The 22,562-nt window shown below is 50.3% G+C and carries 21 protein-coding genes; 8 read left to right on the top strand and 13 right to left on the bottom strand.

Annotated features, from left to right (window positions below; all coding sequences use genetic code 11):
* The gene (locus PPL9_RS16675) at positions 1-906 is read right to left on the bottom strand and encodes a LysR family transcriptional regulator (RefSeq protein ID WP_057463759.1); all 906 of its coding nucleotides are present in this window, start codon (positions 904-906) and stop codon (positions 1-3) included.
* Positions 907-1,001: 95 nt separating this feature from the next.
* Between PPL9_RS16675 and PPL9_RS16680 the strand changes: the two genes are divergently transcribed.
* Positions 1,002-1,667, top strand: a complete 666-nt coding sequence (locus PPL9_RS16680; RefSeq protein WP_057463760.1) for a DsbA family protein — start codon at positions 1,002-1,004, stop codon at positions 1,665-1,667.
* Between the two features lie 15 nt (positions 1,668-1,682).
* Positions 1,683-2,585, top strand: a complete 903-nt coding sequence (locus PPL9_RS16685) for an MBL fold metallo-hydrolase (RefSeq protein WP_057463761.1) — start codon at positions 1,683-1,685, stop codon at positions 2,583-2,585.
* A 103-nt stretch (positions 2,586-2,688) separates the two neighbouring features.
* Here the strand turns inward: PPL9_RS16685 and PPL9_RS16690 are convergent, their stop codons facing one another.
* The 3 genes from PPL9_RS16690 to PPL9_RS16700 form a co-directional block, all read right to left on the bottom strand.
* Entirely contained in the window at positions 2,689-3,387 is a 699-nt protein-coding gene (locus PPL9_RS16690; RefSeq protein WP_057463762.1) for a type 1 glutamine amidotransferase, read from the bottom strand.
* 110 nt (positions 3,388-3,497) lie between these two features.
* Positions 3,498-4,322: an amino acid ABC transporter permease gene (locus PPL9_RS16695; RefSeq protein ID WP_057463763.1), complete on the bottom strand. Its 825-nt coding sequence runs from the start codon at positions 4,320-4,322 to the stop codon at positions 3,498-3,500.
* 173 nt (positions 4,323-4,495) lie between these two features.
* On the bottom strand, positions 4,496-5,296 hold the full coding sequence (locus PPL9_RS16700) for a transporter substrate-binding domain-containing protein (RefSeq protein ID WP_057463764.1): 801 nt from the start codon (positions 5,294-5,296) through the stop codon (positions 4,496-4,498).
* Between the two features lie 255 nt (positions 5,297-5,551).
* Here PPL9_RS16700 and PPL9_RS16705 point away from each other — a divergent pair, with 255 nt between their 5' ends.
* The 3 genes from PPL9_RS16705 to PPL9_RS16715 all read left to right on the top strand — a co-directional run bounded on the left by PPL9_RS16705 (position 5,552) and on the right by PPL9_RS16715 (position 8,509).
* Complete coding sequence (locus PPL9_RS16705; RefSeq protein ID WP_057463765.1) at positions 5,552-6,736, top strand: Na/Pi symporter; 1,185 nt, start codon at positions 5,552-5,554, stop codon at positions 6,734-6,736.
* A gap of 85 nt (positions 6,737-6,821) precedes the next feature.
* Entirely contained in the window at positions 6,822-7,445 is a 624-nt protein-coding gene (locus PPL9_RS16710) for a hypothetical protein (protein WP_057463850.1), read from the top strand.
* A gap of 125 nt (positions 7,446-7,570) precedes the next feature.
* Positions 7,571-8,509 (top strand): EamA family transporter, encoded by a 939-nt coding sequence (locus tag PPL9_RS16715; RefSeq protein ID WP_057463766.1) that lies wholly within the window; start codon positions 7,571-7,573, stop codon positions 8,507-8,509.
* A gap of 50 nt (positions 8,510-8,559) precedes the next feature.
* Here PPL9_RS16715 and PPL9_RS16720 read toward each other — a convergent pair whose 3' ends face one another.
* Positions 8,560-9,459, bottom strand: coding sequence for a LysR substrate-binding domain-containing protein (locus PPL9_RS16720; RefSeq protein ID WP_057463767.1), 900 nt, complete (start codon positions 9,457-9,459; stop codon positions 8,560-8,562).
* A 194-nt stretch (positions 9,460-9,653) separates the two neighbouring features.
* On the opposite strand from PPL9_RS16720, the gene PPL9_RS16725 reads away from it, so the two are divergent.
* Positions 9,654-9,977 carry a DUF1127 domain-containing protein gene (locus tag PPL9_RS16725; protein ID WP_057463768.1) on the top strand — a complete coding sequence of 108 codons (324 nt, stop codon included), beginning with the start codon at positions 9,654-9,656 and terminating at the stop codon, positions 9,975-9,977.
* A gap of 135 nt (positions 9,978-10,112) precedes the next feature.
* Here PPL9_RS16725 and PPL9_RS16730 read toward each other — a convergent pair whose 3' ends face one another.
* From PPL9_RS16730 to PPL9_RS16745, 4 genes are all read right to left on the bottom strand, one after another.
* The gene (locus PPL9_RS16730; RefSeq protein ID WP_057463769.1) at positions 10,113-10,991 is read right to left on the bottom strand and encodes a LysR family transcriptional regulator; all 879 of its coding nucleotides are present in this window, start codon (positions 10,989-10,991) and stop codon (positions 10,113-10,115) included.
* A 429-nt stretch (positions 10,992-11,420) separates the two neighbouring features.
* Entirely contained in the window at positions 11,421-12,239 is an 819-nt protein-coding gene (locus PPL9_RS16735) for a hypothetical protein (RefSeq protein WP_208989431.1), read from the bottom strand.
* Between the two features lie 146 nt (positions 12,240-12,385).
* Entirely contained in the window at positions 12,386-14,221 is a 1,836-nt protein-coding gene (locus PPL9_RS16740; protein WP_057463771.1) for an adenylate/guanylate cyclase domain-containing protein, read from the bottom strand.
* 23 nt (positions 14,222-14,244) lie between these two features.
* A complete protein-coding gene (locus PPL9_RS16745) occupies positions 14,245-14,973 on the bottom strand; it encodes a 16S rRNA (uracil(1498)-N(3))-methyltransferase (RefSeq protein ID WP_082596932.1) in 729 nt (242 codons plus the stop codon).
* A gap of 196 nt (positions 14,974-15,169) precedes the next feature.
* Here PPL9_RS16745 and xseA point away from each other — a divergent pair, with 196 nt between their 5' ends.
* Positions 15,170-16,705: an exodeoxyribonuclease VII large subunit gene (gene xseA / locus PPL9_RS16750; protein WP_057463772.1), complete on the top strand. Its 1,536-nt coding sequence runs from the start codon at positions 15,170-15,172 to the stop codon at positions 16,703-16,705.
* Between the two features lie 356 nt (positions 16,706-17,061).
* Here xseA and PPL9_RS16755 read toward each other — a convergent pair whose 3' ends face one another.
* The 4 genes from PPL9_RS16755 to PPL9_RS16770 form a co-directional block, all read right to left on the bottom strand.
* Entirely contained in the window at positions 17,062-17,949 is an 888-nt protein-coding gene (locus tag PPL9_RS16755; protein ID WP_057463852.1) for a GNAT family N-acetyltransferase, read from the bottom strand.
* Between the two features lie 95 nt (positions 17,950-18,044).
* Positions 18,045-19,412, bottom strand: coding sequence for a TRAP transporter large permease (locus PPL9_RS16760; RefSeq protein ID WP_057463773.1), 1,368 nt, complete (start codon positions 19,410-19,412; stop codon positions 18,045-18,047).
* Positions 19,409-20,080 carry a TRAP transporter small permease gene (locus PPL9_RS16765; RefSeq protein WP_057463774.1) on the bottom strand — a complete coding sequence of 224 codons (672 nt, stop codon included), beginning with the start codon at positions 20,078-20,080 and terminating at the stop codon, positions 19,409-19,411. Before PPL9_RS16765 ends, PPL9_RS16760 begins: the two co-directional genes overlap by 4 nt.
* A gap of 141 nt (positions 20,081-20,221) precedes the next feature.
* The gene (locus tag PPL9_RS16770) at positions 20,222-21,241 is read right to left on the bottom strand and encodes a C4-dicarboxylate TRAP transporter substrate-binding protein (protein WP_057463775.1); all 1,020 of its coding nucleotides are present in this window, start codon (positions 21,239-21,241) and stop codon (positions 20,222-20,224) included.
* Between the two features lie 450 nt (positions 21,242-21,691).
* On the opposite strand from PPL9_RS16770, the gene PPL9_RS16775 reads away from it, so the two are divergent.
* Positions 21,692-22,522 (top strand): universal stress protein, encoded by an 831-nt coding sequence (locus PPL9_RS16775; protein ID WP_057463776.1) that lies wholly within the window; start codon positions 21,692-21,694, stop codon positions 22,520-22,522.
* Positions 22,523-22,562 lie beyond the last annotated feature (40 nt).

Genomic DNA, 22,562 nt, shown 5'->3' on the forward strand with positions numbered 1-22,562 from the left:
TCAAAATACATCGCGAGCCTCTTTGTGCGCCTTTATCAGCTCTTCTACAAACACCCTGGTCTTGGCTGGGCGAAAGCGGCTGTTTGGGAAGAGCGCGTAAATTCCGCCTTCCTTATGGTGCCAGTCCGGCAAAACCCGTTGCAAGCGACCTGATGCCAGATCTTCGCGGACCTGAAAGGACGGGAGGAGACACAGACCGCCGTGACTGAGAGCACATGCATGCGAAGTTAGTGTGTTCCAGACTGTGATCGGCGGATTTTGGAGTACAAATTGCACCTCCTCCCCTTCAGCTGATTGCCACGATATTCCCGCAGGCAGCTTGCAGTGGTAGATCCAGTCTTTATCTTGCAGATCGGTTGGTGTTGAGATCGGCCCCATCGCTTCAACATATTGCGGTGAGGCCACAGTAAACTGCTGGAAACTGCCTATTTTCCTTGCGATAGCAGAGCTGTCTTCCAACCAACCAACGCGGATGGAGACATCTATTTTCTCTTTAAGCTGGTCCAACTTTTCATCCGTGAAGACCGCATTGACCCTGATTTTTGGATATTTTACCCTCAATCGCATGAGCGCTTTGGCGACGACGCACTGGCCATAATCTTCTGGCGCTGTCACTGTGAGCAAACCGTTGGGAACCTCTTGTTCATGCTGGAGTTCCTGCACCGCTCGTTCTGCCTGATCGAGAATTTCTGCGGCGTTTTCATAAAACCGCTGCCCTGCTCCTGTCACTTGAAGAGAGCGTGTTGTGCGCACCAGTAGGGCTGCGCCGAGCTCTTCTTCCAGTTTTGCGACTTGGTGACTGACGATGGCTTTTCCCAGGCCGAGCTTTTTCGCTGCTGCGGTGAAGGAACCACTTTCGACGACTTCAACAAAATGGCGGAGGCGGTTGAGATTGTAGAGGCTCATATAATTGTCTCTATTTTGCAGACAGTATGTCGAAATTATCTGTATTTTACAGATAGTCAAGCTGTCCTAGGTTCCCCTGCAACAAGGAGAAACTTATGACGCACTCATTCCTCTACATCTACGATCCGCTATGTGGGTGGTGTTACGGCGCAGCTCCCAGACTGGCGGACTTGGCGAAGGACTACGAGGTTGAGATGTTACCAGCAGGCTTGTTTAGCGGTGCTGGCGCTCGTCCTCTGGACCATTCTTTTGCATCTTATGCGTGGGCCAGTGACCAGAAGATTGCGAGGCTGACAGGACAGACATTTAGCCGGGCCTATCAAAGCCAGATTCTAAATGGTGAGAGACAAACGCTAGACTCAACATTTGCGACACTTGCCATGACAGCATGCTCAATCGTGGAACCAGCGAGAGGGCCAGAGGCGCTGAAGCTCATCCAAGATGCCCGGTATGTGGAAGGCAAAGACATCACCGACCTGTCCATCCTGTTGGATCTGCTTTCCGGTGCAGGTTTTGTAGATGCTGCCACTCTGCTTCAAGACCATATGACGTCTGTTGAGGCGGAGACTTCACAGCGCGTTGCTTATGGACAGGTGGTTTTAAACCAGATGGGTGCACGTGGTGTGCCAACACTTGTTGCAGACATGTTCGGTGAGCGCGTGCTGCTGCCCACTGATCTGCTTTATGGCTCTTACGAGCAACTTACGGAAGCTTTGAACAACTTCTCCCACAGCATTCAGCAGGACTCTCCTGCTCTTTAACCCCAAGGAAAACAAATGATAAAGTCTTTTGCTCTTGCTGCAAGCCTTGCAGCAACCGCTACTCTTACGCCTGTTGCAACCTATGCTCAGGATACTGCTGTCCTCACCTTTGAGGTCTACAATCCAGGTGATGAGGGTTTATTCCCAGTTACCTCAGTGTTGATTGAAGGCCCAAGGGAAGCTGTTTTGGTGGATGCGCAGTTTCAGCGCCGTGATGCCCGGAACTTAATTTCAATCATTAAGGAAAGTGGCAAGACGCTGACATCGATTTACATCAGTCATGGTGATCCTGATTACTATTTCGGTCTGGATGCGCTTCATGCGGCCTTTCCTGATGCGAAGATCGTTGCCACGCAGCCGACGGTAGAGAAGATCAAAGCCACAATTGAGGGTAAGTTTGCTTATTGGGGACCGATCCTGAAGGGTGATGCACCGCAGGAGTTGATCGTTCCTGAGGTCATTGATGGCAACAGCTTTGAGGTGGATGGAACTCCAGTTGAGATTGTTGGTCTTGATGGACACGACCCGTCCCACACCAGTCTTTGGGTTCCTTCAGAGCGTACTGTGGTTGGCGGTGTGCTGGTCTATGACAACTCTCATATATGGCAGGCTGATAATCCGACTTCAGAGAAGCGTAAGGATTGGCAGAAGAGTCTTGATGTTCTTCTTGCTCTGAACCCGAAACGTGTGATCCCTGGGCATTTTCTTGGTAACACCAACAGCCAGACGGTGGGTTCTATCGCCTTTACCAAGGCCTATGTGGCTGCGGTTGAGAAAAGTGCTGCTCTTGCGACAAACTCTGATGAACTGGTGATGCTCATGAAGACAGAGTTTCCAGCACTGGAAGAACGCAGAACCAGTGACCTTGCTCTTGGAGCCAAGGTGGTGATGGGCGAGATGAAATGGCCTGCTGAATAATCGAAGGCTTCAAGCCCTCGCAGTTTTCTGCGGGGGCTTTCCTGTCATTGTTTTCTAATTGAGCTTACTGAGGCACAAGCGCTTTTCTTGCTACTTGCCTTTCTTACAAAAGAGCAATCCAGCGGCGGGAGATTTCCAGTCCCAACGCGTCGGCTCTTGGGCCGAATTTTGGTCCTTGCTCTTCCAGAATTTCGTTCCAGTGCGGCACCAGTTCATTGATTGGGCCATGGAAGCAGCCGTTCCAATGGTTCACCTGATCGACAGAGCACTCGAAATGGAACTGGATGGCGTATGTAGCGCGGCCCATTTTGAAGGCCTGATTGGGTGTCATCTCGCTGGATGCCAGATGTACGGCGTCTTTTGGCAGAGTGTAAGTATCCGTGTGCAGGATGAAGATGTGGTCGTCTTCCTCGAAGGCGGAGATGACCGGATCTTGTTTGCCTTGCTCTGAGACTTGCAGTGGTAGCCAGCCAGCTTCCACCGGATTGCCCAAAATATTCTCGCCGCCGAATGTGCGTGCGATCAACTGACTTCCGAGGCAGATGCCCATCACCGGCTTATCAGCTTCGTGAAATGCAAGGATCGTGTCGCAAACGCTTTTCAGGAATGGGAACTCCTCATCTGCTCTGGCATGCTGCAAACCACCCAGAACAACCAGCCCGCTGAACTTGGAGATGTCTGATGGCAGAGGATCACTTTCTGCCATGACACGCAGATCGATCGGCATTTTCGCTTCATCCAGTGCCTGTCCCAGCAGGCCAAGCGTTACGTTTTCGCAGTTTTCAATAACGAGAACGGTCATTCCAACTTCCTGTCATAAGCAGCTGTGCCTTCTTTATTGGGCATGCTGCATTTATCATTGTTTGGTAGAAACCCGACCTAAAACCTCTGCGGGCTTTTTAGGGACAGGCTCTAAGCTTCGTTTTCAAAGGCTCGCTTCATGCGTTGTTCCAAACCGCGAACGACCAGAGACAGCGAGACTGTCATGATGAGGTAGAGATACGCAACCACATTGTAAGTTTCAAAGAACTGAAATGTGGAGGCAGAATAGATTTTGCCAAGCTGAGTGATGTCTTGCACACCAAGCACGGAGACCAGCGCACTTTCCTTTATGAGTGCGATGAAGTCATTTCCAAGTGGCGGCAGGATGTTCTTGAGTGCTTGCGGCCAGATGATGAAGCGGAACGTATGCCATCTGGAAAGGCCAAGTGCCTGGCCTGCTTCCAACTGACCGTCATCCACGCTCTCAATACCTGCACGAAAAATCTCCGCAATGAAGGCAGAGTAGCCGATGGACAGCGCAATGATCGCACGCCAAAGCATGGAAAGATCGCGCACCCGCAGCTTGTCGACAATCTCCCATTCAATCAGCGGCCCCATGAGCCAGTTGTAAGCTGCAACCATTTGTGGGGCACCGACAAAGGCAATGTAGAAGAGCAGCACCAGCATTGGTACGCCGCGCATAATCTCGGTATAGAACGAACACAACTCGCGGATAGCGCGGTGTTTAGACCCTCGCCCTAATGCGATGGCGAGTCCTACAATGCTGGCGATGATGAAAGAGACAAAGGTGACAAACAGGGTAATGCCGACACCTCTGAGAAGGGTCTCAAAGATCTGGCGATAATCACCGTTGGCGGCGATGAGCCAGAGAAAGAAAACTGCGAGAACAAATGATGCGAGCAACCACCATGGAAGCTTGTTCAACCGGGATCTTGTGGCAGAACGCATGCCCATCGCGTTTCCTTTAAATCTCGTTTGAATTTCCTGAAGAGATGCGGAAATCCGTAGTCATGCCAGAAGCAGATTGCTGGGTGTATTTGCATGCGAAAATCGCTTTCGACGCTCCTGCAATACCCAGACACAAAATGGCGGGTCGCAAGTACCCGCCAAAATCAACCAGGTTATTGTTAGTTCTTGGACTTATAGTCGAAGAACCATTTTTGGTTCAGGGTATCCAAAGTGCCGTCTTCGCGCATGGAGTTGAGTGCTGCGTTGATCGGCTCGCGCAGATCAGAACCCGGTGTTAGAATGAAGCCGAAGTCTTCAGAGCCGATTGGACCGCCAACCACTTTAAAGCTGTCTGGTGATGCACCCATGTAGCCTGCTGCTGCTATTGCATCCATCAGCACCATATCGACATCATCAGCACGCAATGCCTGAACAGAAGCACCAAAGGTTTCGAACAGCTGGATGCGCTTGTTGTTTTCATCGCCATCCAACACAGCATAAACAGCGGTGTAGAAGTTTGTGGTGCCCGGCTGCGCGCCAACCAACAAGCCCGGATCGTCAGCAAAAGCTTTTGAGTTGTCGAAGCGGTCTTCATTTGCCCGCACCAGCATGAACATCTCGGAGGTCATGTAAGGATCGGTGAAGTCGATCTGCTTTTCACGCTCTTCGTTGATGGTGATACCATCCATGCCCACATCAAACTGGCCCTGACGAACAGCTTCAATCATGCTGTCCCATGAGGCCAAGCGCCAGTCGACCTTCATGTTGAGGCGTTTTGCAATTTCATTGAACGCGTCATATTCCCAGCCGATGCCTTCACCGGTCTTGGGGTCTGCAAAGTTCAAAGGTGTGTATGCATTTTCGGTTACTGCAACAACGGTGCGGCCCTTCAGATCTGGCAGATCCGTTGCGGAAGCTGCTGCTCCGAAACCGACAGAAAGAGCAAGAGTTGCTAATGCTAGTTTAAATTTCTTCATCATCGGGTATGTCCCCTCCAAGGAAAATTTGGCCACCACGTAGAAAAATCTGGCAGAATCACACCCGGCAGATGTTGACAGTTAGCCGATCTGTGAGCAATAGGATGCAGGTGATTGACCTGTAAAATACCGTAGTTAGATTGAGTATTTACCCCGCAAATGCAGAGGCGGTCAACGAAAGCCCTGGTGATTTCCTAGGTTGTGCTACTGGTGTTAGAAGATACGGCTAAATGTCGTGGTGAACTTTTATAGACGGATATGTCGGTGCAAAAAGATCCCCTGAACAACGACGAGCCCTATCTTGAGGATGAGCACCACATGCCACTGGGCATAAGTTTGCTCAACTGGATCTCTGTCGGATTCCTGATCTATTTTCTTCTTTGTGCTGTAGGCCTTATTGAAGCGGGCTTTGTTGCTATTGGTCATCAGACAGCCGAGCAGATTTTTTCCTATGCTACCAATCCAATTGCAGGCGTGCTGGTTGGCGTTCTCACCACATCTTTAGTGCAGAGTTCTTCTGTCACCACGTCTATTGTGGTTGGCTTAGTTGCAGCAGGAATGCCGATCTCCATTGCTATTCCTATTGTGATTGGGGCCAACTTTGGAACGACACTCACAAACACATTCGTGAGCCTTGGTTATGCGCGGGATCGTGCAGATTTCCGGCGCGCCTTTAGTGCGGCGACGGTTCACGATGCGTTCAACCTGATTTGCCTGCTGATCTTTCTCCCGCTGGAGTTGGCCTTTGGCTTTTTGCAGAAGATCGCTATGGCTGTTGGTGAATTCTTTACGGCGCTCGATCCTGCCGACAATCTGATCACCGCAAACTTCAACTTCGTCAATTACTTAACCGAGCCCGTCATTGGAGAAATCCGTGAGCTAGCCTATGGGCTGGCGCAACCGTGGAACGGCCTCGTGATTGCGGCAATTGGTTTTGTGATGATTGTTATCAGCATCACGTTTGTGAGCCAGCTGCTCAAGCTATTGCTTGCCGGACATGCACGTCGTCTGGCTGAGACGATGACGTCTGTCGCTCCGTCCTCCGGCATTTTCACAGGGCTGATCGCGACCTTGCTGCTGCAGTCATCTTCAGCAACAACCAGTCTTATTGTGCCGCTGGCGGGTTCTGGTGTTCTGACAACAAAGCAGGTTTATCCGTTCACACTTGGCGCAAATATTGGCACTTGTTTAACAGCAATTCTGGCTGCATTTGCTGTGACTGGTCAGCGAGAGCTGGCGTTTGAGATCGCGATTGTTCATCTGGTCTATAACGTACTGGGTGTTGTGTTGATCTACAGTTTGCCATTCACGCGCTATTTGCCCGTACGCCTTGCCGAGTTTGTTGGTGACTTGGGTGCCCGTCGGTTTGTAGTTGCCGCCAGTTATGTGGTCGGTATTTTCTTTTTGATCCCCGCTCTTGGCATCTTCCTACTGAGCAGATAACCTAGCTCCAGTCATCTTTCCTTATTGCAGCGCTGTGCTCTTTCGTGTGCCAAAAGCTGCTCTCTATTTACATGAGCTTGTTGTTATGCCTTTGCAAAACCGTGTTGCTCCCAATGGTGAGCTGTGTGCTGTCCCTGCCCGTGGCATGTTCATGGGCAATCGTGGTGGCCGTATTCATGATCCAGAAACGCAGAGGCTGACTGGCCGAACGCATGCCTCTCGCAGGTGGCTGTGTTGCTCTACCACCTATAAAGACTGGCACCGTGATGTCTGGGGCAAGTTTTATACGGAACTCTTCTTCTTTGACGAGGTGACTGCGCTGGCCGCAGGCCATCGGCCTTGTTTCTTTTGCCGCAAGGAGGATGCACGGCGCTTTGCAGAGCATTGGAAGTGCTGCGAAGGATTAGAGGTGCCGCCAAGCTCTGACGAAATGGATCTGGTTTTGCATTCGCAACGGTGCGGCCACAAGAAATCACCGGCTTCCCTTCCGCAGATCAATCCGCACGAGAATTGGCCGGAAGGTACTGTGGTTCATTGTGGCGACAAGTTTTATGCTCTGAGGAACCGTAAATGGTGGAGCTGGAGTTTTGAGGGATACACGGCGGCTGCCCGGGAGTTGCCCGAGGACGTTACTCTTATTACGCCGCCACAGATCATTGCGATCCTGAGAGATGGCTACAGCCCGAAATGGGGCATCTTTAATCTCTAATACTGACCTATAGACCTCTAAAGCATTCGTTTTTCAAATGAATAGATGACGTTTATTCATTTGTTTCATCTCGCGATTTCATGCAGGAAGTTGCTTGGAACACTTTGAATTGGCAGGAATATTTCATGACAAGTGCTAGCGACGTTGATGCAGGCATTGCTATTTCTCAAAAGCCTCAAGCACTTAGTATGTTCGATCTCGCCCTTTATGGCACAACCGTATTTGCGTGGGGCTTCAGCTGGTACGCCTTGAAGTTGCAGGCGGTCATTACTCCTGAGATTGCACTTTTCTGGCGGTTTCTGTTTGCAACAGTCTTAATGTGGGGCTGGGCCATTTTTTGTGGCCATAAGATGGCCTTTCCGCTGCGGGCTCATCTGAGCTTTGCGGGGCTTGGTCTGCTGCTGTTTTCAACCAACTTCCTTTTGTTTTATCATGGCTCACGAGAGCTACCATCAGGTTTGCTGTCGGTGGTGTTTTCGCTTGCATCCGTGTTCAACATCGTCCTTGGCTTCGTTTTATTCAAACAGAAAGTAAGCCGTGCGCTTGTGGTTGGGGCTGTTCTTGGTTTCTCTGGTATCTGTCTGATGTTTTATCAAGAGATTGCAGGCAGTACCTGGAATATCGCAGCGTTGGGCGGGCTTGGTCTGTGTGCTCTGGGGACTTTGAGCTTCTGTTTTGGCAACATCGTCTCTGCACGTGCGACTGCCAAACAGATCTCGGTTATCTCAGCCAGTGCATGGGGGATGGTGTACGGCACTGTTCTTCTTGGTGTGAACGGGCTGTTACAAGGTGCGAGCTTTGAGGTTCCGTTTACGCCGGAGTTTATCTGGAGCTTCCTTTATATGGTGGTCATCGGCTCCATCGTTGCCTTTGGGGCTTATCTGACATTGCTGGGCCGGATCGGTTCTGCACGCGCAGGCTATGCGACAGTGATGTTCCCGATTGTGGCGCTTGGCGTTTCCACCGCGATGGAAGGTTACACCTGGACTGCAACATCCATTCTTGGCTTGATGTTTGCGCTGGGTGGGAACTGGATCGTGCTCAGCCGTTCTGCCAAAAAATAAGCCCGGGGTGTTGAACCACCGGACTTAAAGCTCTTCAGTAGAGAAGTCGCTTATTCAGCGGCTTCTGTTTCCATTCCGTTATACTCCATCGTGACGTTGCCAATGGACGCTACGATGTGATGGCAAAGCGCATCATGAACTGGCTCAATTGCCATTTGAGATCTGATGATAGTGATATCGCAAGGTGGCAGTGGCGGCAGGCCTTCTTTTTCTCCAAGAATACGCTGTCCCTGACGCAACGCACTGGCTGGCAGGATCGCGATGGCCAATCCGGCATTCACGGCACCAGCAAGAGCTGCGGCGCTGGCGCTCGTATAAACCACCTGATGCTGAACATTCAGATGATCAAGCGCAGCAACCCCTGCTTGTCTCCATGAACAAGTTGTTGGACCAACCGCAAGGCGCAATGGGCGCTGGTCATGAACGATATGCTCACGAGAGCCAATCCATTGTAGAGGCTCACGGCGCACAATCTGTCCCGGCACACTGGTACAGTCACCGCTTGTGACGATTCCCACATCCAGGTCACCCTTTTGGATTCGTCGCCCAATTTCGTTAGAGCTGGAACATTCCACATCCAAATTGATGCAAGGGTTCAGCCGATTAAATGCTGCAAGTACTTGTGGCAAAAGTCGTTCTGCGTAGTCATCAGGTAAACCTAACCGGATTCGTCCGGCGATCTCAGGTTCATGAAACGCAGAGAGCGTTTCATCATTTAAAGCAACCATGCGCCGCGCATATTCAACAAGACGTCTTCCGTGTTCTGTTATCCTAGAGTTACGTCCGTCTTTCACAAATATTGGTTGTCCGATACGCTCCTCAAGCTTCTTCATTTGCATGGAAACAGCGGACTGAGTTTTATGTACGGCATCGCCAGCCTTGGTAAAACTTCCCAATTCTGCAACGGCCAGAAATGTTCTCAATTGATCAACATCGATCGAATAAGGCATGGGCTCCCTCCCATTTGACGATGATCAATCAATCACGATCTTGAATGGATTTCAATCGAAAACATTCTCTTGTTTGTCTACAACTTTTCGGTGATATTTGACGCATCGAACGACACCGTTCCCTCTTTTTATAACCCCTTATACCAGTTCCAATGGATGGCCAGAGCAGCTTATCCAAACGGGAGAGTGATACCATGACGCTTGCATTCCCTACCCCTTCTGAATATCGCAACCCAAATCGCGCTAATGCAGGCACCTTTGAACCACTGACGCTGGCTCACACTTTGCACCTGCTGACAGCTTTGCCTCTAAAGCTCTGGAAACACTACCAGGATCGTCGCGCAATGGTTGAGCTTGCACGCTTGGAAGACCGTATGCTGGACGACATCGGCATTACCCGCGATGACGTTTTCAGCGCGCTTTCTGCTGGTGATGGTAAAGACCCAAGCTGGCATTTGCGTATTCGCGCCAGTGAACGCCGCTGCGCCGAAATGGAAAAGCGCCGCCAACGCGCATAATTTTGTGGGAGCCTCAATTGGCGGCTCTACCCCTAATTGAACCGCCAAAAATTCATCACCCACACATGAAAAGGGCCTGCATTGCGCAGGCCCTTTTTCTTTTCCGATAACTCGGACTTATTCTTTGCAAACCACTCAGGCAGAGACTGCGGTTTTCTCAAAGGACTTCGCCAGATAATCACTCAAAGCGTTTGCTGCTTTGAAATGGCTTTCCTTACCGCGAACCAGCTTGACCACGTAGTTTGGTAGCTGCGGCAGGCCTTCAAGTTCCAGCAGCCCAGCATCCGATGCAACAAGAGATGAGCGCGGCTGAATTGTGATCGCCATACCGCTTGCTGCTGTCATTTCAACAAGACCTGGATTGCTTGAACTGTATTGGATACGGAATGCGCGTTCATCATCCTCAAGCGCTTCAACAGCAGCTTTTCGGATGCGACACTGCTCCAAACCAACAGCCAGTGGCAATTCTCTTTCACTGGCAAGTTTGAAATTGCTGCCAGCTGCCCAGACGAGGCGCTCGCTGGAAAGAACACTCCCCTCACCAGCTTCAGCTTCATCTGCAAGGCTGCCGATGATGGCAAGATCCAGTTTGCCTTCTCCCAAAGCCTTACGAAGATCTGCTGCCGGTGCGCAGACGATGGATGCTTCAGCTTTTGGATTGTTCTTAGAGAACTCGAAGATAATCTTTGCGGTTCTGGTTTCGTCAATGCCTTCCGCAAGACCAAGACGAACCTTACCGGTCACTTCGCGCTCCGAGAACATAGCTAATGTCTCGTCATTCAAACGCAGCATCTGACGGGCATGGCGCAACAGTAGCTCACCATCCTCTGTCAGTTTCGAGTGCCGCCCTTCTCTCCGGAAGACCGTGCGCTCAAGCTTATCTTCCATGCGACGCATTTGCATGGAAATCGCTGATTGCGTTTTATCAAGTTCTTCTGCTGCTCTTGTGAAGCTCCCAGTATCCGCAATCATTACCAGAGTTCGCAGAGAATCTAAGTCTAATAGTGCTGTCATGTCCCCAATCCATAACAATTTGATATGAATATACAGCAAACTGGTGGAAAGAAAACCGAGAGTTGGAATATAATACTTTATTATCGCAGTCGTTTCCCTCTTTTAGGGAGCTTAAGACGATTCATCACAATATTTCATATAATCAAACTTGCTCTTATTCTGGGTTAGACTCTCGAAAGAATCCAATAGTCAAAATAAAATCCGAAAGAGATCAATCGACTTGGAGTTACGATATAAAAAACACCTAGTAATTCTCTCTGAGATAGAGAGTTATGCTAGATTAATTCATGTCGGTTTGCATTAGCTTGGACGATCAGGCTAGTTCTGAACTCTCGGTCTGAACGGAAACGGAGGAAATTGCAGTAAACAACTTCCTCAATTAGTGATCTTCATCACAAAAAGTTATCCTCAGGTATATGTGAAATATTGTTACCTATGAGATCGAGTTGGCCAAAAAACGTCGCAATATTGCTGCCAAGCCTCGCCCTGAGCTTGTTGCATTGCTGCCAAACCTCCAGACAAGGATGGCACACCCGATTCCTTCGCAGTGGATTGATGCGCCTTACGGCCTGATCCGTTCCCCGGAGACGATGGCTTCTTGGCTTGTGTGTTTTGCGTTGTAGATTCTTTTGGTGACTCATTGTGCTCATCAGAAGTTGAGCTCGTGCCTTGCAGAGCATTTCTCCAGAATTCAAGCATCGGATTTTCTAATGGCATCATCTGCGACCAGAAAGCTTCCCGTGCATCCAAGATTGGGTTACGCGCAGCATCCGTGTCCTGATGTAACTCTGGACATCCTTTTGCGAAGCCTTGCAAGTAGGCCTCCATCATAGTGCGCTGAGGTCCTGCCAGATAATTCTTCATCATGTTGCCATAGGAAAGCATCAGTAAAATGGGCATTAGCTCCATCCAACTTTCAACATTCATGGCATCTTTGCGACTGAGGTGACGCTGCATGGCTGCGCTGATGTTTTTATCACCACTGAACATGCTCATGACTTGAGAGAGCATAGCCTGCTGTGGCAATCCGGTCATACCTTGCCATTTAGACGGATCAGCCCAATTCATGTATGGGAACTCAGGAACACCTGCAGATTTTGCACCCGACTTTCCAGAGGGCGTTTCCTCTTTCTGCATGAAGGGCATAAAACCGTGGCTAGTCTCACAGTAGTCCTTATAGGCTTTTGCATAGTTTTGGCTGAGCATTTCCATAAGGGAAAACATATTGTTATTGGGATGTCGTAACATGAGGTTTTCCCCTCGTAAGCTTCTCTCGGCTATTTAATCACTCATCAGACGTAACGTCAGTTCCCTAATTTTGGATGTAGTATTCTGCAAATATTATGTCTAAGAGACGAAATTTGATTGAATTGGGTTCAATAGTGATGTCCACTCTAAACAATCCGGTAGACATCAACGGCCTCGTCACGCCCACGCAACTGATAATCTCCCAAATGTTTCGTATGAGATTTATCTCTGAGATGGTCCACCGTCGCGTTGCTGGCAAGGGCAATCACTCTGGCATCAGGATCCACCGTTTTGCCAAGCTCCTGTAGACGTGCAGCCACATTCACTGCATCCCCAACGACAGTATAGTTCATCCGCTCAATAGCTCCGATGTTGCCGACAACAACAGTTCCTGTGTGAACTCCTATACGCAATCGTGGCTTTTCAGTCGCGCCCTCCTCGTTTTTAAGCTCTGTCTCCAGCCTTTGCGCAATGAGATGTACTGCATCAATAGCTGCTTGCGCGTGGTTTTCCATGGTTTCCGGAGCTCCCCAAAACGCCATACAACCATCACCAATATATTTGTCGATGGTTCCATGGGTGTGGCTTATGCAATCGGCAAGCTCCTGAAAATGCGTGTTGAGTAAGGACGTGGTCTCTTCTGCTGTCAGCTTTGAGGCGACACCAGTGAACCCTGCGATATCAGAGAACAGGATTGTCATCTCGCGAAGCTCCGTGCTGTTGAGACCTTCAAATTCTCGTTCCAGCAACACTCTGACAAGGTCCTTAGGCACATATCTGGAGAATGCACTCAGAGCCACGCCTGCTGAGTTGAAGGCCTGGTTGGCTTGATCTACCTCTTTAAGCCGCGATCTTGGCAGCGCACTCAACCCTTCCATATTAAGTTTACGGATAGCATTTGCTTGGGTTCCGAGAGCCACAAACGGTCCTGCAAGTCTTCGGCCAATCAAAAACATAAGAAGCACACCGACAGCCAGAAAAGCCGTGGCTGCAACAAAGATCTTGTGCAGGTTCTCGAAGGGAACACTGAACTCAGACGCTAATACATAGCTTCCGATGATTATGGGGAAGCGATTTCCGTTTCTCAAATCGTCATAAAGATACAGATAGGTGCCATGGGTGGTTGTGTCGATGTGGGCTTTATAATTGGTGTTGAGAGACCTGCGGTTGGCATTTTCGGACCAGATATTGCTCAGAGGTGTGTCCTGCAGATCTGAGATTAATGGGATCGGCTTTGCCTTACTCGGCTTGAAGCTCAGAAACGCTTGCTCTGAGCTCGCCAGCACTTGATCTCGCCCATAAAGGATAAACGGAATCTGAGAAGCCCGCCACTTAATGCGAGCCATCAGTTGACCGAGTAGAGATATTGGATAATCCAACGTGAGTTTAGAGATTGTATTGTCGACCGGATTTCTGATGTAGACGGCAAACTGCATAAACGTTTCGCCTATGCCCTCATCATAATACGGCGGAGCCCAGCGATGATCGCCGACTTCCATATCCTGTTCATTAGGAGGCATGACCACCATCTGCTGAACCGGCTGGCTCGCGTGATCTAACTGAACCGAGATCCGCCGCCCTGTCGGGAAAGTGTAGGAAATCCGCTTAATATTGGTCTGGCGTGATAGGATGGAAATCAACTGCTCACGTAAAGCTACAGGCGCGTTGTAGATCAGTGGATCTGACAGGACTTCGGCCGCCAACAGCCCCATCCGCTCTTCGTTGCGGAAGAAATCTTCAACAACCTCAAGACCACGTTCGACAATGAGAGCCCCGGTTTCGCGCATAATGACGGTTGTCTGACGGTTTGTGGCATCAGATACATAAAGGAGCATGGAACCGCCAATTAAGGCCAGCAGCATCGCCGCACCAATGCTGAAGACGGCGGAGATGGACAGGCGCCATCTCTTGCGGTCTTTCTTTTTTGAGCTCTCTTTTTGGGGCTGCTTTTCAGCGTCAGCAGTCTTGTTATTCAGGTCCATTCAGGCCTCCATTTGGAGGTACCTTAGAACCAATCTCCCAATTTTGCCTGAACAACGGCCAAAGCCGCGACGGCAGCTGTGTCTGCTCTTAAAATCCGTGGGCCAAGCGGGATAGCATGTACAAATGGTTTGCTATGCAAAAGCGCTCGCTCTTCCTCGGAGAAACCGCCTTCCGGGCCAATTAATACGGCCAGAGGTCCTTTAGGAACATCTTTCAGTGCATCCAACGGATTGTGCGTCCCATGGCCTTCGTCACAGAAGATAATCTGACGATCACCTTCCTCTTGCTCCCACGTAGAAAGAAGTTTCTTAAGTTGCTGCGGCTCCATTACGGAGGGGATTGAAAGCACGCCGCACTGTTCACAGGCTTCAAGCGCATTGGATTCCATGCGCTCCAGCTTCACTTTTGGGTTTTGGGTGAACTGGGTGAGCACCGGGCGTAAGCGCCCTGCTCCCATCTCCACGGCCTTTTGAACCATGTAATCCAGACGCGCCAGTTTCAACGGTGCAAACAGATAGTCCAAGTCTGGCATCGGTGTCTGCTCACGCAACTGCTCAGTCACAATCAGGTGACAGGACTTACGCCCCGTCGGCAGTATCTGAGCCCGCCACTCTCCATGCTTGCCGTTGAAGACGAGCACATCGCCTCCCTCCTTCATGCGAAGGACATTCAGAAGGTAGTTGGCCTGTGCGCGGTCTGCCTCCAATTGAAGGCCTGCGCGGAGATCTTGATCGACAAATAAGCGTTGCATGCGAAACTCATAGCGGGACATGGGGGCACCATATGCCAAGCACACGGCAGATACCACTTTGCGCTTAAAGATTTGCTGGTGAGAACTCAATGTCTCCACAGGTGGAAGCGCTTCTCACGGTTCCCCTTTGCAATTGTCACGGGCTACACTAAGAGAGAATGGTTTACTTTTTGCCGCATATGAAAGAAGTCTGACATTGTCTGAACGCTCCAACATTGCTGAATATACCGTCTCCGAGATTTCCGGTGATATCAAACGCGAGCTTGAGGACAAGTTTGGTTATATCCGTGTGCGGGGCGAGTTGGGTCGTGTGAGCAAACCAGCTTCAGGGCATATCTATCTGGATGTAAAAGACGATAAGTCCGTGCTTTCCGGCATTATCTGGCGTGGTAATGCTTCACGGCTCAAAGTTCAGCCAGAGCAAGGTCTTGAAGTCATTGCAACGGGTAAAATCACCACCTTTCCCGGGCAATCCAAGTACCAGATGGTGATTGATAGCCTTGAGCCAGCAGGCGCTGGAGCGCTGATGGCTCTATTGGAAGAACGCAAGCGCAAACTGGCTGCAGAAGGTTTGTTTGCAGAAGAGCGCAAGGTTGCCTTACCACGTATGCCACGCGTGATTGGGGTTGTTACGTCCCCAACTGGCGCGGTTATTCGCGACATCCTGCACCGCATCAGTGACCGCTTTCCTTTGCATGTTTTGGTTTGGCCTGTTCGCGTTCAGGGTGAGAGTTGCGGCTCCGAAGTTGCAGCTGGTATTCGCGGTTTTAACGCACTTGAGGTCAACGGAGCGATCCCACGCCCTGATGTTCTGATCGTTGCGCGTGGTGGTGGCTCGATTGAAGACCTCTGGGGCTTTAATGATGAAGCTGTGGTTCGTGCGGCGGCAGACTCTCAAATCCCACTGATTTCAGCTGTTGGCCACGAGACAGACTGGACACTGATTGATTTGGCCGCCGATGTGCGTGCACCAACACCAACTGGTGCGGCTGAGTTTGCAGTTCCGGTAAAGGCTGAGATGACCGCCCAGGTGGACGATTTATCTCGTCGTCTCTCAACGGGCCTGTTGCGCTTGATCCAAACACGCCGGACAGAACTGCGGGCAGCAAGTGCCGCGCTTCCAGCCCCACGAGACCTTCTTGCTCTTCCACGCCAGCGCTTTGATATGGTGGCGGGCCGTCTAGAACACGGCCTTAAGATGAACACGCAAATCCACCGTAACTCTCTGACAGCAGTTTCTTCTGGATTGCGCCCAATCACGCTTGAGCGTCAGGTTGCGCAAGGACGAGAACGCCTTCAGGTACTGAAAGGTCGAGCTGTTGCAGCGTTTTCTAACCAGGTACAACGACAGCGTTTACGTCTCACCAACTCTGCCGGACTTTTAGGATCGCTAAGCTATGAGCGGGTGATCGAGCGCGGGTACGCGGTTGTGCGTGATGAGGCTGGTGTTCCACTGGCTAGCGCGCAGGATGTTCAGGCAGGGCAAGCCCTGAAGCTGGAGATGAAGGGTGGTACTGTTGGTGCTGTGGCTGATGGAGGTGGTGTAACACCAACACCGCCACGAGCAGTAAGGCAAGTGTCAAAACCTGTCGTTGAGGCTACTGCGGAGCCGACTTCTCCTCCAAAGAACTTGGAAGAGCATGTGGCTCAGACAAAAGCAAAGCAGGCTAAGCCTTCTCCGAGAAAGAAGAAAAATGTGGTTGATCCAGACGCACAAGGCAGCTTGTTTTAGAAGTGATTACGGAGGAATTCCCTCTATATCCTCATTATTGCGTGATTAAGAGATCAGGACTATATTGAGGAAGAGAAAGGGAGCTACTGCCCCCTTTCACGATGGCTTATTTTAGAATTGCACGGAACCAGAGTACCAGTCTGTTCCGTGCTTTTTCTATTTTGAACTTAAGTTCAAGCTTCATCCATCTACCACCTCCTTCACCAGGCATTGCTACGATCGGAGTGCTTAATCTCTCCGATTGCGTGGACTGGCTCACGCTGCTGCTTTGCAAAGGAGATGGGTTTCTGGATGCTATCGAACCTCGGTAGTAATCACTATCCAAGAGAGTGTGGCCCAAGCGAGATAAAAGCAGATCAGGCGGAGACACTCGATAATTCAACAGGCTCCTTAAGCAAGGCAAGATGGAAGCTTCCGTTTTGCTTGAAACCGATAGCCTCATAAGCTTTTGCTGCCGCTGGATTATCGGTGAACAAAACCGATCTCCGTACGCCTTGTTGCTTCACAAGATCCAGTGTGAGTGCAACGGTGGCTCTGGCATATCCATTGTTGCGATGCTCAGGTGGTGTCCAGACAGGGCCAACTTGTACGATTTCTGCGAGGGTTGCATTAAACCCACTCAGCGCAACAGGTTGCTCTCTATCCAGCAAGACCCATGCATTGCCGCTTTTTTGCATTTCCATTACGCGGTTTGTGATGTGTTTGTCATGCTCTTCGCTGGCTTCACCGTCAAAGGCTTCCAACTCATACGCTTTTAGCCAATCGAACAGTAATAACGTATCAGCTTCTGACGTTGGGATCAGACTGAACTGATCGCTAGTTGCTTTCTCAGAGAGTTGCAGGTCTTCCAAGGCCAGTTGATAGAGGCCTTCGCTGCGGTTGGTATTGTAGGCATTTGCGGGAAAGTTCAGTTTGTTCAACACAAAACTGGCTTGCTCGCCATCACCAACCATTCCGGCAACCGGGCGATTAGCAACTTCACGGAAGTGCGTGGTGAGAGTTTCCAGAGCGTTCAAGTCAGGTGCCTGAGACATCAAGTTACCGTTCCAGAACTGTGCCAAAACACCCTTTAACTCATCAGCTTCATCGTAAGCGCCCCAATATTCTCCCGAGTAGAGCTCACTCGTGTACTCAAGACCTGCTTTTTCGATGTTGTTGAGCAGGAACATTGAGCTGTAGACGTGTTTCATCAAGAACGACCAAACTACCTCTTGATGTTGATTGGATAATTTTTTGATTTTCATGGCAATGCTCTTTGTTGGAAACCACAGAGTATGGCGCAACAAAAAACCCCGGTCCACTGACCGGGGTTTCACATTATCTCAATTGATCATCTATGTTACATCAAGGATGGCAAGAAGGTGATGATTGCCGGGAAGGCCACCAAGACAGCTACGGTCACCACATCCGCTACAAAGAACGGTGTCGCACCGCGGAAGACTTCCTGAACCGGGATGTCTGGACGCACACCGGAGACCACGAAGCAGTTCAAGCCAATGGGCGGTGTAATCAGGCAGAGCTCGGCCATCTTCACAACGATGATGCCGAACCAGATTGCACATGCTGCACCGGACATGCCGAGTGTGCTTTCTGCCGCGCTGACATCGAGACCACCATTCAGTGCCATGATCGCCGGGAAGACCACTGGAAGTGTCAAAACCAGCATACCGATTGCATCCATGAACATGCCAAGCACAGCATACCCAAGCAGAATGCAAACAATGATCATCATTGGTGGATAATCGAGTGCGACGATAAACTCGCGGAATGCGTCCGGAAGGCCTGCAAAACCGAGGAAACGTACATAGACGAGTACACCCCAGATGAGGGTGAAGATCATCACAGTCAGCTTCGCCGTTTCGTGAAGAGCCAGGAAAAGCTGCTTGGTACGCATGCCTTTGTAAAACGCAGCCAATAGCACCACGAACGCGCCACACGCACCCGCTTCTGTTGGTGTTGCAAAGCCGAAATAGAGGCTGCTGAAGATGATCAGTATCACGCCAATGATAGGGAACGTGCCGGGTACAGATTCAAAGCGCTCTTTCCAGCTGTAGCCGCCAATTGCAGGTGCTCCGCCCTGCCATGCAGCGATGACGTAAATGATGGCTGCATAGATGAGAACGGAAACAACACCGGGCAAGAAACCTGCCATGAGGAGTTTACCAACGCTCTCTTCCACCAAAATGGCGTAGATCACGAGGATCGCACTTGGTGGGATAAGCGAGGCCAGTGTTCCACCAGCCGCAACCACTGCGGCAGACAGGCGTTTGGAATAGCCTGCTTCCAACATTTCCGGGATCGCGACACGGGCGAACACGGCAGAGGTTGCTGTCGATGCACCTGATACAGCTGCAAAACCTGCTGTGGCGAAAACGGTGCCGATTGCCAAGCCACCTGGAAGCCAACCTAGCCAGCGTTTTGAGGCTTCAAACAGCTGCTTTGTCAGGCCAGCGTAATAGGCCAGAAAGCCGATCAGGATGAAGGTGGGCAAAACGGACAGTGCATAGGTTACAGATTTAGAATGCGGGATCGTGCCAGCCATTTTTGCAGCAGTCATGACACCGCGTTCAAACCCGAGGCGCATGGAAAAGATCGCGACCATGCCCATAATGCCAACGAACGCTGCCGCAAAGGCAACGCGAACACCAATGATGACAAGAAGCAAGAGCATCCCGGTCATGATGAGACCGATATCAAACGGGGTCATGATGCACCTCCATGGGCAGGTGTTCTCATTTCAGGCCCTTCTTCTCCGTTATCGGCGGAATGGAATGTCTCCTCAATCTCAGCTTTTGCATGCTGAGCAGCATCCATCACGTGCGGTAAATCCAAAACTGAGGCTGACGGATTGATGATCAGGCGGGAGTAGCCAAACAGCTGAAGAACCAGGCGAAGCCACAACAAAGACAATGCAAGTGGAACAATAAACTTGGATGGCCAGGTCGGGATGGAAATATCCATCGTGCTGTCCCCAAAGGTCCATGCACGATCAAAGTGCAGGAAGGAGCCATACATCAACACCGATACAACGAGGAGGATTGCCAGCACACCGAGGAACTCTGCAATCCACTGAGTACGACCTCTGAAGACGCCGATTACCAACTCCATACGGATATGGCCGCCAACACGCTGACAATAAGCGATGCCCATGAACGCAAACACGGCCATGGCTTGCTCTGTAATATCAATAAAACCGGGTACGGGCTGGTTGAACAAGTTGCGTCCAGCGACCTGAACGACAGCCAGCAACATCAAGACGAGGATGGATGTTGCTGCAATAAGGTTGAACAGGTTTTCGATTTTCCCCAACACGCCGTTAAAGCGGAGATAGGCCATATCCGACTTGGGATATGCGGGGCCGTTTGATTTGGACATGTTATCAGCCCGATTTTAAGAGAAATGTTGTGCCCTGCTCTGAGCGAGTACATTCGAGCAGGCTCTTAAATAAACCTCCGATGAGCAGCCCCATCGGATTAAAAAAGGCGCACCAAACAAAGTGCGCCTTTTGATAGGAATTTACTTACCTGCAATTGTGTTTTGTACGAGCGTGAGCAGTTCTGCTGCTGGAAGACCCTTTGCAGACATGTCTTCAACCCACTTGTCCCAGATAGGCTTACCGGCAACAGCCTTGAAACCTTCAAGCTCTTCTTCGGTAAAGGAGATTTGCTTCACACCGTTTGCTTCCAGAGCTGGATAGAACTTGTCGTAGACCTTTGCGTAGGTGTCCAGGTAGTGCTGAACTGCAGGAGCTACGCTTTCATCCAGTGCCTTTTGGAATTCAGGTGACAGCATGTCGTAGGCATCTGTGCTGACGACAACCGGACAACTCACGGTGCCTGGGTTCAGGTTGTTGGTCCACCAGCTGCCAGCTTCAACTGTTTTGAATGACAGGTGTGCATGAGGCGCAAAAGCAACTGCCTGCACGGTGCCAGAATCAATCGCCTGATACGCCTCAGAAGCTGTCACGGTTGTTGGAACAGCGCCAATGGTCTTCATCGCATTACCAACGCCACCAAGAGCACGCACACGCATGCCTTCAAAGTCAGCCAGCTTTGCAGGTGCATCGCCTTTACCCAGCAGGTTGTACTGCGGCATTGGAGATGGCATCAACAGCTTTGCATTCCAACGACCAAGATCTTTTTGAACTGCAGGGTGATTGTAGAGCGCAAAATCTACCTTTACCTGAGTTTCGAGATCCGGCACGCCGAGGAATGGCAGATCGGTGGTGGTCAATGTCGGGTTTTTGTCTGCATGGTAAGATGCGCAGAACTGCGCCATCTCGAACGCACCGATGGAGATACCGTCAAGGTTTTCGCGAGATTTGGAGAGCGCTCCACCGTAATGCAGCTTGATTTCGAATTTACCGTTTGTGCGTACTGCCACTTCTTTCGATAGCTTTTCAACGTGCTCGGTAAATGCGCGTCGTTTGCCCCACAACGAGACATTCCAGGTCACATCTGCAGCCAGAGCTTCGCCCACAAATGCGGAGCCCATTGTTGCTGCGAGCGCAGCTGTCGCAACCTTAAGATTTTTCATTTATAAACTCCCGAAAATAAATTGGCCGTCCTTGCAATAGGCGCAAATCCAGCCCCTCCCTGAATTTCGTCAGATATAGAAATATCACAATTTTCTCAGTAATAAACCTTAGTAATTCGAAGATTTAATGACTATTCACATGCCCCTAGGTTCATTCGTTTAAAATATATTTGCAGGGTGCAAGTGTATAAAAACTCTGCTTTTATTCAGCCAATGAGTTCTTCTTTGCCTAAAGTATAAAGACTTTAAGTATACCTATTTGGGTCGAAACTGGGCTACCTTACACTCCCTAACTTATAATAATAGTGAAACTGCATTATTTTTCAAAACCTTATCCCAATGATTAAGGTTGACAAGGATCAAAGCAGCTATTGCAATGCTGACCTAATATTTCAGGCGAGGGACAACCTCCCGTACCGCTAAGAAATAGAGGGCAAGGAGACAAGGCTTATGGCAATCAAGGACATTCTCACCATTACAGACCTGAACGGCGATCAAACAGCATCTAAGGTTGCTGTTGAATTTGCCCGTCAGGCAGGTGCACATGCGACGGGGCTTGCGCTGGCATTCGAGCCAATCGTGCCCGGTTTTCTGGCTGCACCAATGCCAACCGATTATTTGCAGGTTGCTAAAAATCAGGCCATCGATGCTGCCAAGACTTCTACTGAGAAATTCAAAGGCTATGCAGAACTCGCTGGTATCTCCACTGAAACTCGTGTGGAAGAGATCGTCACCGGTGGCAGCCTTGAATCCATCATGGGTCACTGCCGCTTGAGCGACATGGTTGTGATTGGTCAGGACAACCCTGAAGCACCTGAGCCAATGCGCGAAATGCTGATCGAAGGTCTGCTGTTCGAATCTGGCGTACCTACGCTGATCGTTCCATTCATCTCCAAAGGTGATTTTAAGCCGAAGAAAGTTGTTTTGGCTTGGGATGGCAGCGCGACAGCAGCACGTGCAGTGCATGCAGCGCTTCCAATTCTGGAAATGGCAGAGCATGTTACAATCGTGATCGTGAACAAAGGTCTGCCTCTTGAAGGTGAGCCAGGTTCCGACATTGCAACGTACCTTGCCCGCCACGACCTGGAGATCAACGTTGATGTGATCAACAACCCACCAATTGGTGTTGGCGATGCGCTTCTCAACTATGTCTCAGAAAATGGAACAGACCTGCTTGTTATGGGTGGTTACGGTCATAGCCGCATGCGTGAATATCTCGTAGGTGGAGCGACCCGCGACATTCTGCATTCCATGACTATTCCAGTTCTGATGGCTCACTAATTTAGTCGGGGGACGTCCCATTTTGTCTCCCGATCCTTGC

Origin of the sequence: Pseudovibrio sp. POLY-S9 (assembly GCF_001431305.1) — a bacterium.
Classification (GTDB): Bacteria; Pseudomonadota; Alphaproteobacteria; order Rhizobiales; family Stappiaceae; genus Pseudovibrio.

What these genes read in the sequence shown, in the direction of transcription:
- PPL9_RS16675 (WP_057463759.1), bottom strand. Translation starts at nt 906, where the DNA reads ATGAGCCTCTACAATCTCAACCGCCTCCGCCATTTTGTTGAAGTCGTC.
- PPL9_RS16680 (WP_057463760.1), top strand. Translation starts at nt 1,002, where the DNA reads ATGACGCACTCATTCCTCTACATCTACGATCCGCTATGTGGGTGGTGT.
- PPL9_RS16685 (WP_057463761.1), top strand. Translation starts at nt 1,683, where the DNA reads ATGATAAAGTCTTTTGCTCTTGCTGCAAGCCTTGCAGCAACCGCTACT.
- PPL9_RS16690 (WP_057463762.1), bottom strand. Translation starts at nt 3,387, where the DNA reads ATGACCGTTCTCGTTATTGAAAACTGCGAAAACGTAACGCTTGGCCTG.
- PPL9_RS16695 (WP_057463763.1), bottom strand. Translation starts at nt 4,322, where the DNA reads ATGGGCATGCGTTCTGCCACAAGATCCCGGTTGAACAAGCTTCCATGG.
- PPL9_RS16700 (WP_057463764.1), bottom strand. Translation starts at nt 5,296, where the DNA reads ATGATGAAGAAATTTAAACTAGCATTAGCAACTCTTGCTCTTTCTGTC.
- PPL9_RS16705 (WP_057463765.1), top strand. Translation starts at nt 5,552, where the DNA reads ATGTCGGTGCAAAAAGATCCCCTGAACAACGACGAGCCCTATCTTGAG.
- PPL9_RS16710 (WP_057463850.1), top strand. Translation starts at nt 6,822, where the DNA reads ATGCCTTTGCAAAACCGTGTTGCTCCCAATGGTGAGCTGTGTGCTGTC.
- PPL9_RS16715 (WP_057463766.1), top strand. Translation starts at nt 7,571, where the DNA reads ATGACAAGTGCTAGCGACGTTGATGCAGGCATTGCTATTTCTCAAAAG.
- PPL9_RS16720 (WP_057463767.1), bottom strand. Translation starts at nt 9,459, where the DNA reads ATGCCTTATTCGATCGATGTTGATCAATTGAGAACATTTCTGGCCGTT.
- PPL9_RS16725 (WP_057463768.1), top strand. Translation starts at nt 9,654, where the DNA reads ATGACGCTTGCATTCCCTACCCCTTCTGAATATCGCAACCCAAATCGC.
- PPL9_RS16730 (WP_057463769.1), bottom strand. Translation starts at nt 10,991, where the DNA reads ATGACAGCACTATTAGACTTAGATTCTCTGCGAACTCTGGTAATGATT.
- PPL9_RS16735 (WP_208989431.1), bottom strand. Translation starts at nt 12,239, where the DNA reads ATGTTACGACATCCCAATAACAATATGTTTTCCCTTATGGAAATGCTC.
- PPL9_RS16740 (WP_057463771.1), bottom strand. Translation starts at nt 14,221, where the DNA reads ATGGACCTGAATAACAAGACTGCTGACGCTGAAAAGCAGCCCCAAAAA.
- PPL9_RS16745 (WP_082596932.1), bottom strand. Translation starts at nt 14,973, where the DNA reads ATGCAACGCTTATTTGTCGATCAAGATCTCCGCGCAGGCCTTCAATTG.
- PPL9_RS16755 (WP_057463852.1), bottom strand. Translation starts at nt 17,949, where the DNA reads ATGAAAATCAAAAAATTATCCAATCAACATCAAGAGGTAGTTTGGTCG.
- PPL9_RS16760 (WP_057463773.1), bottom strand. Translation starts at nt 19,412, where the DNA reads ATGACCCCGTTTGATATCGGTCTCATCATGACCGGGATGCTCTTGCTT.
- PPL9_RS16765 (WP_057463774.1), bottom strand. Translation starts at nt 20,080, where the DNA reads ATGTCCAAATCAAACGGCCCCGCATATCCCAAGTCGGATATGGCCTAT.
- PPL9_RS16770 (WP_057463775.1), bottom strand. Translation starts at nt 21,241, where the DNA reads ATGAAAAATCTTAAGGTTGCGACAGCTGCGCTCGCAGCAACAATGGGC.
- PPL9_RS16775 (WP_057463776.1), top strand. Translation starts at nt 21,692, where the DNA reads ATGGCAATCAAGGACATTCTCACCATTACAGACCTGAACGGCGATCAA.